The organism is Patescibacteria group bacterium (genome assembly GCA_041665365.1).
Lineage (GTDB): Bacteria > Patescibacteriota > Patescibacteriia > UBA9570 > UBA9570 > UBA9570.
This window is the reverse complement of the sequence record JBAYIY010000008.1, coordinates 46,732-63,083: the sequence shown is the minus strand read 5'-3', so window position 1 is coordinate 63,083 and position 16,352 is coordinate 46,732. Positions and strand designations below refer to the sequence as shown.

General features: G+C 40.4%; 16 protein-coding genes. 5 read left to right on the top strand and 11 right to left on the bottom strand.

What is annotated here, in order from left to right:
- Nucleotides 1-2 precede the first annotated feature (2 nt).
- The 4 genes from WCV88_04610 to WCV88_04595 are packed head-to-tail and all read right to left on the bottom strand — an operon-like array spanning nucleotide 3 to nucleotide 4,527.
- Nucleotides 3-902: a DMT family transporter gene (locus tag WCV88_04610; GenBank protein MFA6475447.1), complete on the bottom strand. Its 900-nt coding sequence runs from the start codon at nucleotides 900-902 to the stop codon at nucleotides 3-5.
- Nucleotides 895-1,422 carry a DUF4340 domain-containing protein gene (locus tag WCV88_04605; protein MFA6475446.1) on the bottom strand — a complete coding sequence of 176 codons (528 nt, stop codon included), beginning with the start codon at nucleotides 1,420-1,422 and terminating at the stop codon, nucleotides 895-897. The genes WCV88_04610 and WCV88_04605 overlap by 8 nt, the downstream gene beginning before the upstream one ends.
- Nucleotides 1,415-3,643: a Gldg family protein gene (locus WCV88_04600; protein ID MFA6475445.1), complete on the bottom strand. Its 2,229-nt coding sequence runs from the start codon at nucleotides 3,641-3,643 to the stop codon at nucleotides 1,415-1,417. The genes WCV88_04605 and WCV88_04600 overlap by 8 nt, the downstream gene beginning before the upstream one ends.
- A 5-nt stretch (nucleotides 3,644-3,648) precedes the next feature.
- Nucleotides 3,649-4,527, bottom strand: coding sequence for an ATP-binding cassette domain-containing protein (locus tag WCV88_04595; protein ID MFA6475444.1), 879 nt, complete (start codon nucleotides 4,525-4,527; stop codon nucleotides 3,649-3,651).
- A gap of 74 nt (nucleotides 4,528-4,601) precedes the next feature.
- Here WCV88_04595 and WCV88_04590 point away from each other — a divergent pair, with 74 nt between their 5' ends.
- Nucleotides 4,602-5,156: a manganese efflux pump MntP family protein gene (locus WCV88_04590; GenBank protein MFA6475443.1), complete on the top strand. Its 555-nt coding sequence runs from the start codon at nucleotides 4,602-4,604 to the stop codon at nucleotides 5,154-5,156.
- Nucleotides 5,157-5,199: 43 nt separating this feature from the next.
- A complete protein-coding gene (locus WCV88_04585; protein ID MFA6475442.1) occupies nucleotides 5,200-5,808 on the top strand; it encodes a hypothetical protein in 609 nt (202 codons plus the stop codon).
- On the opposite strand, the gene WCV88_04580 is transcribed toward WCV88_04585, so the two are convergent.
- The gene (locus tag WCV88_04580; protein ID MFA6475441.1) at nucleotides 5,802-6,629 is read right to left on the bottom strand and encodes a zinc ABC transporter substrate-binding protein; all 828 of its coding nucleotides are present in this window, start codon (nucleotides 6,627-6,629) and stop codon (nucleotides 5,802-5,804) included. The genes WCV88_04585 and WCV88_04580 overlap by 7 nt on opposite strands.
- Nucleotides 6,630-6,725: 96 nt before the next feature.
- Between WCV88_04580 and WCV88_04575 the strand changes: the two genes are divergently transcribed.
- Nucleotides 6,726-7,196 carry a DUF1003 domain-containing protein gene (locus tag WCV88_04575; protein ID MFA6475440.1) on the top strand — a complete coding sequence of 157 codons (471 nt, stop codon included), beginning with the start codon at nucleotides 6,726-6,728 and terminating at the stop codon, nucleotides 7,194-7,196.
- A 104-nt stretch (nucleotides 7,197-7,300) separates the two neighbouring features.
- Here the strand turns inward: WCV88_04575 and purE are convergent, their stop codons facing one another.
- From purE to WCV88_04545, 6 genes are all read right to left on the bottom strand, one after another.
- Complete coding sequence (gene purE / locus WCV88_04570; GenBank protein MFA6475439.1) at nucleotides 7,301-7,792, bottom strand: 5-(carboxyamino)imidazole ribonucleotide mutase; 492 nt, start codon at nucleotides 7,790-7,792, stop codon at nucleotides 7,301-7,303.
- A 4-nt stretch (nucleotides 7,793-7,796) separates the two neighbouring features.
- The gene (locus WCV88_04565) at nucleotides 7,797-8,903 is read right to left on the bottom strand and encodes a 5-(carboxyamino)imidazole ribonucleotide synthase (GenBank protein MFA6475438.1); all 1,107 of its coding nucleotides are present in this window, start codon (nucleotides 8,901-8,903) and stop codon (nucleotides 7,797-7,799) included.
- A 5-nt stretch (nucleotides 8,904-8,908) separates the two neighbouring features.
- Nucleotides 8,909-10,201, bottom strand: coding sequence for a glycosyl hydrolase (locus WCV88_04560; GenBank protein ID MFA6475437.1), 1,293 nt, complete (start codon nucleotides 10,199-10,201; stop codon nucleotides 8,909-8,911).
- The gene (locus WCV88_04555; GenBank protein ID MFA6475436.1) at nucleotides 10,143-10,589 is read right to left on the bottom strand and encodes a class I SAM-dependent methyltransferase; all 447 of its coding nucleotides are present in this window, start codon (nucleotides 10,587-10,589) and stop codon (nucleotides 10,143-10,145) included. Before WCV88_04555 ends, WCV88_04560 begins: the two co-directional genes overlap by 59 nt.
- 135 nt (nucleotides 10,590-10,724) lie before the next feature.
- Nucleotides 10,725-11,894, bottom strand: a complete 1,170-nt coding sequence (locus tag WCV88_04550) for a protein kinase (GenBank protein MFA6475435.1) — start codon at nucleotides 11,892-11,894, stop codon at nucleotides 10,725-10,727.
- 10 nt (nucleotides 11,895-11,904) lie between these two features.
- Nucleotides 11,905-13,179 carry a protein kinase gene (locus WCV88_04545; protein ID MFA6475434.1) on the bottom strand — a complete coding sequence of 425 codons (1,275 nt, stop codon included), beginning with the start codon at nucleotides 13,177-13,179 and terminating at the stop codon, nucleotides 11,905-11,907.
- A gap of 107 nt (nucleotides 13,180-13,286) precedes the next feature.
- Here WCV88_04545 and WCV88_04540 point away from each other — a divergent pair, with 107 nt between their 5' ends.
- Both WCV88_04540 and WCV88_04535 read left to right on the top strand, forming a co-directional pair.
- A complete protein-coding gene (locus tag WCV88_04540; GenBank protein MFA6475433.1) occupies nucleotides 13,287-14,420 on the top strand; it encodes a DHH family phosphoesterase in 1,134 nt (377 codons plus the stop codon).
- A gap of 151 nt (nucleotides 14,421-14,571) precedes the next feature.
- Nucleotides 14,572-16,350: a GspE/PulE family protein gene (locus WCV88_04535; GenBank protein ID MFA6475432.1), complete on the top strand. Its 1,779-nt coding sequence runs from the start codon at nucleotides 14,572-14,574 to the stop codon at nucleotides 16,348-16,350.
- The last annotated feature ends 2 nt before the right edge of the window (nucleotides 16,351-16,352 follow it).

Here is a 16,352-nt window from a genome sequence, read left to right as displayed (position 1 = left end):
TTTTATTTTGTAACCATCGACTCTTTTGGTTTAATAATAGCCACACAAACACCTAAAATAATCACACCAATTCCAAGTAACTGCACAACTGAAATATGTTCACCTAAAAGTAAAAAGCCAACCACCATAGCCACAATCGATTCGAAAAACATAAACATAGAGGTGGTGAGGGAATCTAATAGTTTGGCGGCACTGTTCCACCAGACATAGGCTAAACCTGAAGCGAAGGCACCAGCCAGGACAACATAGCACCATTCCAGATTTGACAAGTGAATGACATCAACCATTAAAGTTGATCCAGATAGAGCTAGAAAAAATATCCCACCCAGCAACATTTGGTACATCGAAACAACTAACGCCGAATAACCAGACAGATATTTTTTGGTACTGACCGTATAGATAGACCAAGTAACCACACTACCCATAATTAAATAATCGCCATAGTGATAGCTACTAAATAAATGTAAAACATCCCCATTGGTTATTAAAGTAATTAAACCCACCCCGGCGATGATTAAACCGATTACTTGTTTAAGACGAATCGGTTCGTGTAAAAACCAATAGGCTAACAATCCGGTCACCACTGGAATAAAGGTTAGAATCCAACCGGTGTTAGTGGCAGTAGTAAAACGTAAACCAGTGGCTTGAATTGACTGGTGCAAAATAATACCGATGGTGGCCGTAAATATTACAGCCCACCACTGCACACGTTTTATTACTAATGAGTCACGTGTTAAGATAATTATTCCGAACAATACGGCTGCCCCAATGAAAAACCGCAACACTAAAAAATGCTCAACAGTAATTTTCTCCAACACGATTTTGGCTAGACTAAGATAACCACCCCACGTAAATGTTGCTAATAATGCGAACGTCCAACCCTTGATTGGTAATCTAGACATTCTCCCATTTATCATTCACCAAAGATGTGTGACTACCGGATAATAAATAAACAGTTTGATCAGTATTACGCGTACCATACCAAGTATTATACGCTTTGCCGATTTTACCAACTTGTACATCCGCTACGGTTTGACCATTATTTTTCGCAACGATATGAATCACCTGAGCTTGATCTAAACCATAAAGTTCAGCTTGATCGGTTGTGTTAGTGATAGTAGCTTGAATGGTACTATCATGCAGAGTGTTAAGTAAGGCTTTAATCGCACTATCATCGGCGGCCACATTGTTGTTTGAAGTAATAACCCACTGATCGGATTGTTTTTGCAGTGTAGTTGTAGTATCACCTTTAGTAATGGATAATTCTGTAACAGCATCAACAGAAAAGTCTGAGATGAACTGTTTTTGAACAGTAGCTTGTTTTTGAGTTGATGCCTTACTCCAATATTGCCAGGAAAAAATACCAACTAACAAAACAAATGTGCCGATTAAAATGATTGTGGTTGAATTTAGTTTAGGCATAAAGATGTTTAGCAAAGCGATCGCGGCGGCGGCGCCAGTAAAAACTGGCTCCAGCCAAGAGCACCACGATCACAATGCCAGAAAATATATTAGTGTATTTAGTCACTACTTTTTCACCGTCGGTCATACTTTTTAAAGGACGATCTAACGCGGCGCGTGACCGAATCGTCATTAAACCGGTATCTTGAGATAAAGCATCAATGCTATTCACCACTACAGTAGCATTATCTAAAGATTGTTGGAGAAAATTATCGGACACAAAATCGGCATCAGCTATGATGATAATCTGCCCAGCATCAGTTTGACTAACGTATTTACTGGCATCCATACCGTCTGGTAACTTATCGGCTGGGTAAGCACTATTAAGATGACCACTTAGCCACACCCCAATAGTTTTTTGATTCAAGTCCGCCTTATTTGGGGTGGTTAAATCATTTGGATTAACCGATATACTTCCAGTATATGAATAAGCTTGCTTGGTAGTCTGTAATAAAGTCGTAGCTGTTACCCCGTTAGCGACATGCACTGAAAGCGAGCTAGGCCAGGCTAAGGTGGTTGATTGCAATGTTGCTGTCACGGCTGAATCTTTATTGAAACCATCTGCTGTAATAACCGGCCAGAGTGGGTACGATTGATAAACCGTATAACCATTACTACCAAACGGTAAAGTTTGTGACGAACCAAAATCCGCCACTAGATCTTGATTAACAGTGACACCATATTCTTCTAAGAGTTTATCTAAATCAGTCGCGTTAGCGCTAGCTGATAAATATTGCATATCAACGGTTTCGCCAGGTAATAACAACAATACTTTATTACCCTTCATGATGTATTGATCTACAATATATCGTTCTTGATCGGTAAACGCTGTTGTTGGTCCAACTAACACAGCTGTAGTAGCTGAAGTGGTAGCTAAATCGGCAGCTTTGGTTGGAGTAACGGTATATTGTTTACGCAAATAACTTTGCAGATTTTTAGCACTCACTTCCCCATGATCATTCACCCAAGCCAATTCCGGAGTTTTATCACGGGTTAATTTTTGCATGGCCGCCGTAATATCATATTCGAGTGTGGTGGTATCAGAAATAACTGGGATAGTTTCATAACTATCACCATAAACAATGGCTAACCCAGTGTACCCGGTGGACACTTCAAACTTTTCACTGCCCATGATATTAAATTGAATCTGCGGAATGCCATAAGATTGTGTATCAGTCTCGTTTGGTTCCTGAATATCTACTATTACCTGATTTGAATTAGCTTGATGATATTCATTCAAAATATCTGTGACATCTTGCCGCAGAGCTAATAAATCTTGCGGCACTTTACTCGTAAAAAATAACTTTAGCGTCACCGGCTGAGTTAAATCTTTGACCGTTTGTTTGGAAACATCAGCTAAAGTATATTGTTTGGTTTGGGTTAGATCAGCTCGCAGTGTCACTGGCATTAATATACCATTCAGTAAAATTACCGAACCTATTACTAGAGCAACTTGGGTAGTGCGTTGTATACCAAAGCGTTGTTTGCGTAATACTGTAATGGTTAACAACAAACCAATACTACAGAGGGATAAATAATACACCACATCGCGCAAATCAATTACGCCTTTACCTAAATTTTGGAAATGTGTCTGTGTGGAGAGTAAAAACAAAACCCGGGCAAACCAACTGGTACCAGATACTAATGATGGAATACCAATTACCAACAAGATAAAAGCCACGCCAATTGTCAGCAAGAAAGCTACAATCTGATTCTTCGTTAAAGCCGAAACAAACTGACCGATCGCTAAATAACTACAGCCCAAAAGCCAAGCTCCCACATAACCACCAATGACAGGGCCCCAATCTAAATTGCCCATTTGCGCTAAGGTAATTGGAAAGGGTAATGAACACAGTAATACCAAACCTAAGAAGCTTGCTGCCGCCGCGAATTTTGCCAACACCGCTTGCGTATCTGATAATGGTAAGGTGAGCAATATCTCTTCTGTGCCCTGCTTTTTTTCTTCACTCCATAAACGCATGGATAAAGCCGGCAACAAGAATAGATAAAACCAGGGCAGTAATGTAAAAAAACTGCGCATCGTGGCTTGGTTCACAAGAAACAAATCTTGCCAAGCTAACCACGATAAAACTACTAAGAAAACAATAATGAAGAGATAAGACAACAATGAGTAAAAATAGTTGACTAACTCTTTACGATATAAGGCGAACCAACTAGGCATAGGTATTAAGCGGTTAATTGATGGAAAACTTCTTCTAAGCTCACTTGCGTTTGCTGCATCTCTAATAATGTCCAGTGCTGAGCCACACATAAATCAAACACAGTTTTACGAATATCCACACTGGCCGGTGTTTCCAGAACATACTGCTGCTCGGCTGGTTGATCAATCATGGTCACCTGTTCAATCTTGTTCAAACTATCACGCACTGCCTCAACTGACCCGGTAATCGTTAAATGCAATTGTTTTTTACCCTCAGCTTGAGCGACCAATTCGGCCACTGTCCCCTGCCCGACAATTTTACCTCGATTAATAATGATGGCACGATCACACACTGATTGCACTTCTTGTAAGATGTGTGTAGAAAACAACACCGATTTGGTTTTACCCAGAGTACGAATTAACTGACGAATATCAGCCGATTGATTTGGATCTAACCCTGAAGTGGGTTCATCTAATAACAACACCTTTGGGTCACCCAACAATGCGGCGGCTAACCCAACCCGTTGCCGATACCCCTTAGATAACTCACTGATCGTTAAATTTATTTTATCTGATAAATGTGTCTCCCGTACTACTCGTTTAATTTCACTAGTTAAGGCGGTAATATTTTTGGCTCGCGCGATAAACTCTAAATACTCATACACCCGCTGGGTTTCATATAACGGGTTATTTTCCGGTAGATAACCAATATCTTGTCGGTTATCAATTTCGATTGTGCCACTAACTGGTTGTAAATACCCGGTTAATAGCCGCATGGTAGTTGTCTTCCCGGCTCCATTGGGTCCTAGAAAACCCACCACTTCGCCGGTATCAACTTTAAAGCTGATATCGTTCACCGCTATGGTAGTGCCAAAGCGATGAATTAAGTTGTTTACATTAATCATACTATTGGTTGTAGTAGATTTCAAAAACCCTGTCAAGTTTTTAAATTAGAAATATGTTAGACTAATTGTAAATTATGCTTATCACTGATTTGATTCTAGCTTTATCACTCGCCGTCGATGCTTTTGTTGTCTCACTCGCGCTTGGCGTGAAACACAAACATTTATCTAAAATAAACGCCGGGTTAATTGCCCTTAATTTTGGTGTTTTCCAAGCCATCATGCCCTGGTTGGGTTGGAAAACCACTGTACTGTTTTATGAACAAATTATTATGGTCGATCATTGGATTGCTTTTATTTTGCTAGCCCTACTTGGTATCAACATGATTAGAACGGTATTAAACTCAGCAGAGGCACAACCAAATGTAAAAATATCCCTAAAAAGTATTTTATTATTAGGTGTGGCTACCAGTATAGATGCCTTAGCGGTTGGTTTTACCTTACCCACTATTTCCTCTCAACCACTAATTACCATCACTATCATTGGTGGTGTGACTGGTTTGGTTTGTTATTTAGCTTTTATTGGCACACGTTGGATTCCAAAAAGTATCTCTAAACCAGCTGAGTTAGGCGCTGGTTTAGTACTAATTGGTTTGGGTTGCAAAATACTGCTTAGCCATTTATTTGGCTAGTAGTGACAAAAAATCACCACTTATAGTATACTCATGGCCACTTATGAAGCACCTGATTATCTTATTATTGTTAATTGTACCCAGTGTTGCCTTTGGGTTTGTGTATAGTTCAACCTATGAACCCAAGTTATTTGTGTATTTAGATCAAGAAATAGCCAGTAGTGCAGTGGTAGTGCGCGCTCATCGTGAAGCTGGTGCTGATAGTAAAGATGTGATTTATCCTTGTTATGATGGACAATGCTTGTTTAATAAAAACTCTCACCCAGATGAAGATCGTTGGACTTATTTTATCGAACGACTCGATAAAACCATGCCCACGGAAACAGCCCAATCTAAAAAAGCCAGTCTGGAATTTTACCAACAACACAAAGTAACTTTTAGTATAAATGCTACCAAACAGTTACGTAAATTTAATTTTACAGCTACCACCGAAAAAATTGATCATGTCATGCACATCGATACAACTAAACAAACACTTAATACCGAAACAGTCGATAGCGGTGCTTACAAACCAGATGAAGCGGCTAATACTTTTGCTAATATCGGCGGTTGGAATTTTTCCCCGAGCACCATACGAGTATTTGGGGCAGTAGCCGCTTTGATTATCACTTATGTGGGTTTCAAACTGATCCCCATTGGCGGCCATCATTGACACTCCATGGCTGTCGCTAGCACATTAGCGTTGCTTTCCATGATAGAAAAATAATCTCCTGAGGTGGCACTTTCTAGAGGGCTCAACACGTGCGCTTGCGCTCCCACTTCCTGGGCTAAAGTTTCACTAACCTTCGGTGAGGTCATTTCTTCAAAGAAAATATATTTAATCTGATAACTTCGGGCTAAATCTGATAACTCGGCGATGGTTTGAGCAGACGGTGCTTCATTGGGATTAAGACCAATCACAGGAAAAATTTCAAAACCATATCTGTTTGCCAAATACGCAAAGGCATTATGTGTTGTAATAACTTTTCTAACAGAACAATTATATAGTTTTTGTTGATAAGATTGATCTAAGTTATATAACCGTTTGATCACGTCATTGGCCTGATTGGTATAATAAGTTTTATGGCTCGGGTCAGCCGTACTATATACTTGGCTAAGTCTGGTCACAAAAGCTTGCATCAAAACTGGATCTAACCAAACATGTGGATCAGTTTGTTGATCTATCGTAGTCGCTTGTAAACGTTGCTTAGTATCGACATTTTCAGCCCAAGGGTCAAACCCGGCTCCTGTATAAATAAAAACATCCGCCTGATTGATATTGATAATGTCCCGTGGGGTAGGTGCGAAATCGTGCGGTTCTACGCCATTCGGCACAATGGTGGTAACTACTACTTTATCCCCTCCCACTTGCTGGGCAAAATAACCTAATGGATAAAATGTGGCTACCACTTGGAGTTTAGAATTATCTAGTGCAACACTATTAGTTGATTTATTTTTCCACCAAAAGACCGAGCCGACACCTATTAAAATCATAATAATTACCACTGCGAAAACTCTTTTCATTACTCTACCCTAATGTAAAACCTATCTCATTGTCAATTTTTCTGCCAATGCGGTATTATGGCTTACATGCATCACATAAACAGTTTTCAAGCTAAAGCCAATTCAAAACGCACTCCAGCAGAACGTTTAGCCGATTGGATGACGAGCCGTTTTGGCACTATCCAATTTCTGATTATAAATGTAGTGCTTTTTTTTATATGGATACTTATCAATATCAACTTGATACCAATGATACCTTCATTCGATCCATTTCCGTTTGCCTTACTCACTATGGCAGTATCTTTAGAAGCGATTTTTTTAGCCATTGTAGTATTGATTTCGCAAAATCGGGCTGCTCATATTGCGGATGTGCGCGAAGAAATTGATTTACAACTTGATTTAATTACCGAACAAGAACTCACCAAAGTGATGCACTTAGCCGTTTATATAGCCGAACATGATGGGTTAAATACCACTAATGATAAAGAGCTCAAACAAATGTTGAGACAATTAGATGTCGATAAGATTAGTCAGCTGTTAGAGAAACAGATAAAGTAGAGACTGACCGGAATTTACCCCCAACCCCCTTGCAGGGGGCTAAGAAAAGATTTTTTCTAAACTTTTTCTCTTATCCCCCTGCAAGGGGGACAGAGGGGGTAAAGTTATTTTAGATTCTTAATAGCCGCTTGCACCTTATCTTTTAATTTGGTTTTATAAGCTACTAATTTTTTCTGTAACACTAGCTGGTTAAGAGCGATAATTTCAGCGGCTAGTATACCAGCATTCTGGGCACCATTCACCGCCACCGTGGCCACTGGCACACCGGCTGGCATTTGAGCAATCGATAATAAAGAATCAATCCCGTCAATCGAGTTGCTGGATTTTATCGGTACACCAATTACTGGCAGAGTGGTTAGAGATGCTACCATACCGGGTAAGTGCGCGGCGCCACCGGCTCCAGCAATGATTACTTTTAAACCACGACCAACCGCTGTTTTTGCGTAGTCAAACATTCTATCCGGTGTCCGATGCGCTGACACAATCGTTAATTCAAACTCAACGTCGAATTGTTTTAATATATCCGCCGCTGGTTGCATGGTAGCTAAATCTGATTCACTCCCCATGATAATACCGATAATTGGTTTCGCTGTCATAGAATTATGAAATTACTTTTAATCTTTGTTTAAGTGCCAGGGCTTTAGCTAAAGCCGTTTGGGCATCATCGGCTAATACGGTGATGTGCCCCATTTTACGCATTGGTCTGGTATAAACTTTACCATACAGATGCACATAGACACCCGCTTCGGCCAATACATGAGACAAATTTTGATAATTGGCTACCCCCTCATAACCGGCTTCGCCCAATAAGTTTATCATAACGGCTGTTTGTCGGGCAGTGGTTGCACCCAATGGCCAATTAAAGATCGCCCGTAGGTGTTGATCATATTGCGATGTCTCATTAGCCTCAATGGTATGATGACCACTGTTATGAGGCCGGGGCGCGATTTCATTTACTAAAACATCCCCCGCTGTGGTAACAAACATCTCAACGGCTAAGACACCAACTAATTTTAATTCTTCGGCAATCCGCATGGCCACACTATGCGCTTGTTCGGCAATTGTTTTACTCACGCGGGCTGGTGCCATTAACCAATCCACTAAATGCGCTTCCAAATGAAACTTCATTTCCACTACCGGATAAGTCGCGATATCTCCCCGCTGATTGCGCGCCACGATGACGGCAATTTCCTTTTGAAAAGGAATGAACTCTTCAAAAAATGCCGGTTCAGTAAACTGTTTAGATAAATCACGCACTGAGATTATTTTTTTTACACCTTTACCATCATAGCCTAACCGCCGCAATTTCTGCATCACTGGAAACTTTCCTGTATATTCGGCTGTGCCTAAAGTGAACGGAGCGGTCGGCACACTGTGTTTCACATACCAATCTTTTTGATTGCCTTTATCTTGAATCAATTCAATTATTTCAGGTTGTGGATAAACTTTTTTACCTTGCTTTTGTAATGCTTTTAAAGCCTCAACATTAACATGTTCAATTTCGATAGTTATCACATCAACCTCCTGACCGAATTGCAAAACGGTTTCGTAATCAGTTAATGAACCTTGGACAAATTTATTGCAAACAGTATGGCACGGCGCCTCGGCATCAGGATCGAGCACCTGCACATAAATATCATAATTCATGGCCGCTTGAATTAACATGCGACCCAGTTGCCCCCCTCCTAATATCCCCAAACGTTGCATGGGTGTTATCTTACCAGTAACTTGTACCACCGCCAAGCCGGTTTTGGTACTAAGGCATCAGTCATTAAACCAAAGTAGGCTTCGTATGGATCAGAAGTTAAATAAGTACGATCACGAAATGAATAGAGTAAAATCGGACCTATGAAATTTTCTGCCAGTAATTGTTTGGTAGTAGTTTGTAGATATTGTTTGACTTGCTTCTTGGTAATACCAGTGCCACCGGTCGAACATCCTAATTCAGTCACCCAGATTCGTTCGGGCGATCGATACCGTGCCACCACTTTTCGTAAACGATCAAAATCACCGGCTAATTGCTCCGGTTTAGTGCAATAATACACATGGATATTAAAATCATCAAAATATTTTTTTCCTTTACCATATAATTGTTTAGTAAATTCTGGATTGGATAAATTGGATACAGCGCCCGGCAACACAATGGCATCTGGATCATACTGCCGCACCAGCGCCGAACCGGTTTTTAAAATGTGTCGATATGTTCGCCAATTATGTTGCGGAGATAAATACGCGGCACTATCTGGTTCGTTCCAGATTTCCCACACGTCCACATAATTGCGATAACGCTTCACCATTAACCGGACAAATTCCTCCCAGCGCGCTGGCTCAGCATAAGCATCATTGCCATCACCATAAGCCAACATGGCTATCACCTTTTGATTATGATCACGATACTGCAGCATGATTTTATCGTACCGTTTTAACCAAGCCGCACTATCACTGCCCATTACTTCAGCATAACTAATATGTTCTCGTACCCAAATAGTTTTGCTATCGTCTAACCGTTGGGCATACACACCATCTAAGGTACTATCACCACCTAAAGTTTGATGCACATTCAAACCAATGGTTTGTTTAGTTCTTTTATGGGGTTGAGAAATATGATTTAGATAATGATTTGGTTGTTGATAAATATAATCACCGACAAATGGATTAAATATAGCCAGAGCTGGGCTGCTCGTTATTAATGTCTCACCATTCAAAACAGTAATCGGGTAACTCGCTTCTCGCTCCAACAATAGGGTGCTATCAATAGTAAAAGATATATTCACCCCCGTTTCATTACCAGATAACACCGTCCCAGTGAGTGGACCAAGCTGAATGGTAACTGGATTAAACAATAAATAATCTAAATCTGTGCCATACAGCGCAATCGTTGTAGTGTATGGTTCCTCTGTAGCTACCGAAACAAAATCAGATGAGGTGCCAGTAATGGTTTGCGCACTACTTAGAACCGGTAGTATTAGGATTAAGCTGATGAGACTGAACTTTAGTATAGACATAGATATTATGGTGACCGGCCGGGATAATTTGTTCATGTAAAGCCGGATGTTTTGGTAAAGGAAACATATAACACACCATCACACAACTCGGTTTAACTTCCTGTATTAATTTAGGTACTAACTGGGCACAAAATTTCGGTACCCACCATCCAACAATAGCATCATATTGAGAAATGTCCCAGGTAAACATATCCGTACAGTGTAAATCCGGTTTATTTTTCCACCAGGTAGTGCGCCATTGTGCTAGTTTAAATATTTTTGGATTATATTCTACCCCCGTTAGTTTGGCCTGCGGTTTAGCCCGATGCAGGGCTGCCAAAATTGTGCCGGTACCGCAACCTAAATCGATAAACGTGTAACAGTTTTGTAATTGTGGTAACCGCGCCATGCGTTTAGCAATCCGTTTAGGAATTGGTACAAACGGTAACGGTTGATGGGCAAATAATACTAACGGTAAAAGCCGAATAATTATAACAACTAAATAACCGCATAAAAAAAGATTAAGAAGTAGATAAAATATCACCTATTGAAAAAATTTATTTACCAAATCGTTTAATTCCGCTGAATCACCCAAATCTGCGCGCTGAACTATTTCAGGGTGTGTCATACTATCAGCTAACTTAGACATAGTTTGTAATTTTAATGGCAGTGCTGGGTAGGCTGCGGCACGAAGTTCTGGAGTAGATTTTCTACCGTAGATCAAATCATAAATAATGTTACCTAAAGCAAAAACATCTCGAGTTTCACTGTAACTACCTAGTTCTTCTCGACGCGCATACCGTTCCGTGAATGTATAAGTGAGATGTTTAGTCCATTCTTGTTTGCCTTCTTTAAGATAAGCGCTACCTAAATCTAGAATGATCACTTGGTTATCCGGTGTGATCATAATATTGGCTGGCTTTAAATCAAAGTGTATGACACCTTTATTATGTATGGCTTTTACTGCATCCATTAACTGCAAAACAATTGATTCAATTTCTTCTGGCTGTGATTTTAAATCAGGATTAATTTTAATGAAGGCTGATAAAGTATCGCCTGGAATATATTCACTGGCAATAGCGGCTAAACGTACATCAGGTTCACCCTGCACTCGATCTGGGTTAGGTAACAAACTAGCATCATACAAAATTGGCACCGGCGGATTATTGCCAGCACGTTGCATTGGTTCTCCGTTCTTATTATTGGATAATAATCTTTCACACACCACTTCATTTAATACACTACGCGCATGAGCCGCTTCATTTATTTTATCACCTGCTATTTTTGGAGAAATAACATCATCACGCACAAATGGTTTAACAAATTTTACCACGACCTTACCATACTTTTCGTGTCTGGCAACAAAGACAGCACCAAAACCCCCTTTACTCAGTAATCTTTCTAGTTTATATGGATGTGTTTCTGTATGTCGACGTATTACAACCGATTCACCCACTAAAGCAGCTTCAGCGACCCTGGCTACTGCAGGTTCATCAGAAAATAATTCTGGAACATACCTGAAAAGTTTCCGTCTTACTTCTCTTGATTCCTCCTTAGGATCTATCTCCTCTGGTTCTACGGCTGGTAATTCAGTGACTAATGGGAGTTCCGTAACTGGTTTTAAAAGATCAAGATCAGGTTCATGAACTCTACGAGTTTCTCGTGGTTTTCTGACCGGCGGTTTGCCTGGTGTAATTTGTAATTCTGCCTCCATGGATATTTATTTACTTTATGTTTTTCAATTCACTCTCCGCTTGTTCTAAAGTCAGTCTTTCTTCTGGTGTTGGATTGGTCATTTTATCGGCTATGGCAGATAGTTTTTTTAATGCTTCAGGCAATGTGTTAAAACGAACCGCTCGAAATGTCTTACTACTCTCCATACCATAAATCATGTCATAGATTGTAATACCAAGAGCATAGACATCACGTTCCGGGGTACGTGTTAACCTTTCATATCCCTGAACATAGTTTTTAGTACTTGGATTACCAACTGGTTTTACCCAATTATGGGCTTTTCTAGTATTATCTTCGGCCAACTTATCTTGCAGAACACTGGTTCCTAAATCGATAATAACGGCATGATTATCTTTAGTGATCATTATATTTTGTGGCTTCAAATCTAAATGTAACACTTGTTTATCATGCATTAAACGTACAGCGGTAATTAATTCTTGCACTACTGCCAGTATAACTTCAGGTGAATATTGTTGTTGCGGATTTTCTAAAATACTAGAAAGTGATTGCCCGGAAATCTCTTCCATCACCATCACTGCAATCCGTTTATCTACTTCACCCGGTTCACTTGGTTTAAAATCAGGATGGGGCATTAATAGGCCATCATAATAGATTGGAAACGGAGGCTTACCACCCTCTCGCTTCATGCCCTGTGACACTCGTTTACTGCTAACCATTTCTGTAATACACATTCTGGATATGGCCACATCTAAATATTGAGTTTTAACAAGATCCTTTTTATTTTCTATCAATTGACTACGATCAAATGGCCTACTAAATTTAACAATCACCGCTTTATGCGTAGTAGGATCAATCGCCTCAAAAACAGCGCCAAACCCACCGGTAGCTATATGTTTACCCAAAACATACGGGTGCCTATCTTTATCATTACTATGAATATCAATTTCAAGACCCATCAACTCAGCTTCGGCTGCGGCAATCTGTGCTTTATCATTTGAAAATAACTCTGGTATTTGTGCAAAAATAATGCGTCGTTGCTCGGCAATATCTTCACTTAATGAATGTCTTTCTACGACATCAGTAACTGGCATCGTCTCGGTCTCGCCAGCATATTCATCAATTTCAGGAACAACATTAACTAGGTTTTCGTCAGGTAATGGCGGTAATGTTGCGGGACGATTCTCACCTTCAACAATTTTTATAGGTTGAGTTGACGATTCAGTGGGTGCATCTTCTAGGTTCACTGGTGTAACGGGTACACTAAGACGGTCTACTCGGGCTCTTACTCTGGCTTCTGCCACCATAAAATCTATAAGTAATTTTAGTGATTAACTTGACAATATTCTCACGTATGGTACGTTATTTTGTTCGTTTTGTCAACCTTTGTTGAAAGAACAAACAAACTAAAATTATGGCTCTAACCCTCGAACAACAAATTAAATTACTTATTACAAATCATCAACGGGTTTTGGTGTGTTTGCCGTCTAAACCAAGCACTGATGCGATAGCCTCGGGTTTGGCGGTGTATGGTTTGCTGCAAAAAATGGGCAAACAAGCCAAAGTAGTGGCCGATGGGTTTGCTTTGCCGGATAATCACAAATTTCTACCAAAGAGTGATGAAATTGAGCATGAACTGACGGCTATAAAAAAATTCATTATTTCGGTGGATGTAACACAAACTAAAGTACAAGACATTCAATATGATATTAAAGATAATCGGTTAAGTGTTTATATTACTCCCAAAAACGGTTATTTCGAAACCCGTGATGTGAGCACATCGTCTAGTGATTATATTTTTGATTTAATTATCGTGTTAGATAGTCAAGACTTGGCCAGTTTGGGAAAAGTGTTTGAAAACAATGCTGAATTTTTCCATCACACAGCCTTAATCAATATCGATCATCATCCGGCTAACGAACATTATGGTGAGATTAATTTTGTCCAGGTAACTGCTACGAGTGTTTCAGAAATCGTCTTTGAATTACTCGAGCACTTAGAGGCTGGTTCATTCTTAGATGAATTTATGGCGACACAATTACTGACCGGGATAATTTCAAAAACCAAGTCTTTCAAAACCAACGCCGTTACACCCCGTTCTCTCGCAATTGCCAGCCATTTGATTAGTTCCGGAGCGCGCCGAGCTGAGATTGTAAAAAATCTTTACCAGACTAAAACCCTGCCCGCCTTAAAACTATGGGGTCGCGCTTTAGCTCAACTGCAAACTGACCCGGCCAGTAAATTAGTCTGGTCGACCCTGCAACACTATGATTTTTCCGATACATTAACCACGGTACAAGATTTAACTGAGGTGATCGATGAGTTGATTATTAACACCCCAGATGCCGATCATGTGTATATTGTTTATGAATACCAAGGTTTGATTCAAGCTCTTATTGCCACTGCCCCATATATTCAACCAGCTGAAGTGTTTCATGATTTTCACCCCACGGGCACACAAAATTTGGTTACTATTACAATTCCAGTGAGTACGGTCGCAGCTGCCCAGCAACTGGTTCATGACCGCATTCGCCAAAAAGTGAGATAACACACCCCCCCCTCCTGTTTCTCGTTACACTCGAAACGGTCCTCCCCCACTTTGGGGGAGGATTTTTTTAAAATCTTTTTCTTACTCCCTCCTTCCCAAAATGGGAAGGAGGGTTGGGGAGAAAGGGGAAAAAGTGTGCTATAATCAACTAATGTCTATCCAACGCATTGAAGATTTATTAGCACTGAACCGAAAGGTTACTCCACCACCCACTACTGCTACATCTACTCAGTCTTCAAGTACTCCCGTTTTAAAGAAGCCATCAGATGATTCCAACCCAGCCATTAAACTACAAGAACGCATTGAGACCATCGAATTAAACAAGCTTGAAGAAATTTGTCAGGCTACGGCCATAGGCATTGGTTTGCAATATATCAATCTGAAAGGTTTCCCGATTGGGCCAGAAGTGTTGTCATTAATTCCGGAAGCCGAAGCGAAACAATTACAAACCATCGTATTTTTTAAATTAGGTCAACAAATCCGTTTAGCCACGTCTCAACCAGATCATCCAGACTTACATGATGTCGTGGCTAGAATTCAACGCCAATTTCCGGGATCTAATATTTCACTATATCTCACTTCGGAACATAGTTTTAGTGAAGCTTTGAAACTCTATAAAAACATTGCTCGAGTTAATGTCATTCATACTGATGTCGCTTTGACTAAAGCCGATTTAGACCGCTTTCAAAAAGATGTTGTCACGTTCGCTGATCTAGAAAAAAAGTTGCTGCAGGTCAACATGACCGAGATGTTTGCCATGATTGTGGCCATGGCCATGAATGTGCGCTCTTCGGATATTCATATTGAAGCGGAAGAGCACAAAATTATGATTCGGTATCGGGTGGATGGTTTGCTGCAAGTGGCGGCTAAAATTCCGTCAGAACTTTGGCCAAAACTCATTGCTCGGATCAAAACTATTTCCGGTTTAAAAATAAATATTGATTCTGTCCCACAAGATGGTCGTATTACCATCGCGCTGGATAATGACACCATGGATATTCGTGTCTCCACTATTCCAACGGCCTGGGGTGAATCGGTCGTGATGCGGCTATTACGCTCGGCCTCGATTGGTTTAACCTTTGAACAGCTCGGTTTACGACCATCCGCTTTTCAACGGCTAAAACACGAATTAGAAAAACCCCAGGGCATGATTATGGCCACTGGTCCAACCGGTTCCGGAAAAACCACTACTTTGTACGCTATTTTAAATACCCTGAATAAACCGGATCGAAAAATAATCACCTTAGAAAATCCAATTGAATATAGATTAGCCGGTGTTGATCAATCGCAAATTGATCACTCAAAAGATTACACTTTTGCCAAAGGGTTGCGTGCCATTTTACGGCAAGATCCGAATATTATCATGGTCGGTGAAATCCGCGATTTAGAAACCGGTGAAACCGCTGTGCAAGCCGCGTTAACCGGCCACTTATTATTATCAACCATTCATACCAACGATGCCGCCGGAGCCATCCCCCGGTTTCTATCAATGGGTGTGCCTGGCTTTTTATTAGCCCCCGCCATGAACGCCATGATCGGCCAACGCTTAGTACGAAAACTATGCCCCAAATGTAAAGAAATAAAAACCTTAGATTTAGAAACCCTCGAACGGGTAAAAAAACTCATCAATAGCATTCCAAAAAATTCCGGTGAACCGATTCCAGATACTTCTAAACTAACTTTTTATGAAGGCAAGGGGTGTGAACAATGCAATGGCTTAGGTTATAAAGGTCGCATCGGTATTTATGAAATTTTCACGAAGAATCCGGAAATTGAAGCGATGACATTATCTGGTAATGTGTCTGAATATCAAATGAAAGAAGTGACTCACCGCAATGGCATGTTGAACATGGCGCAAGATGGCATCTTAAAAGCCGTGGAGGGTATCACTTCCGTAGCCGAAGTGATTCGTGTGACGGTGTTTGATTAACT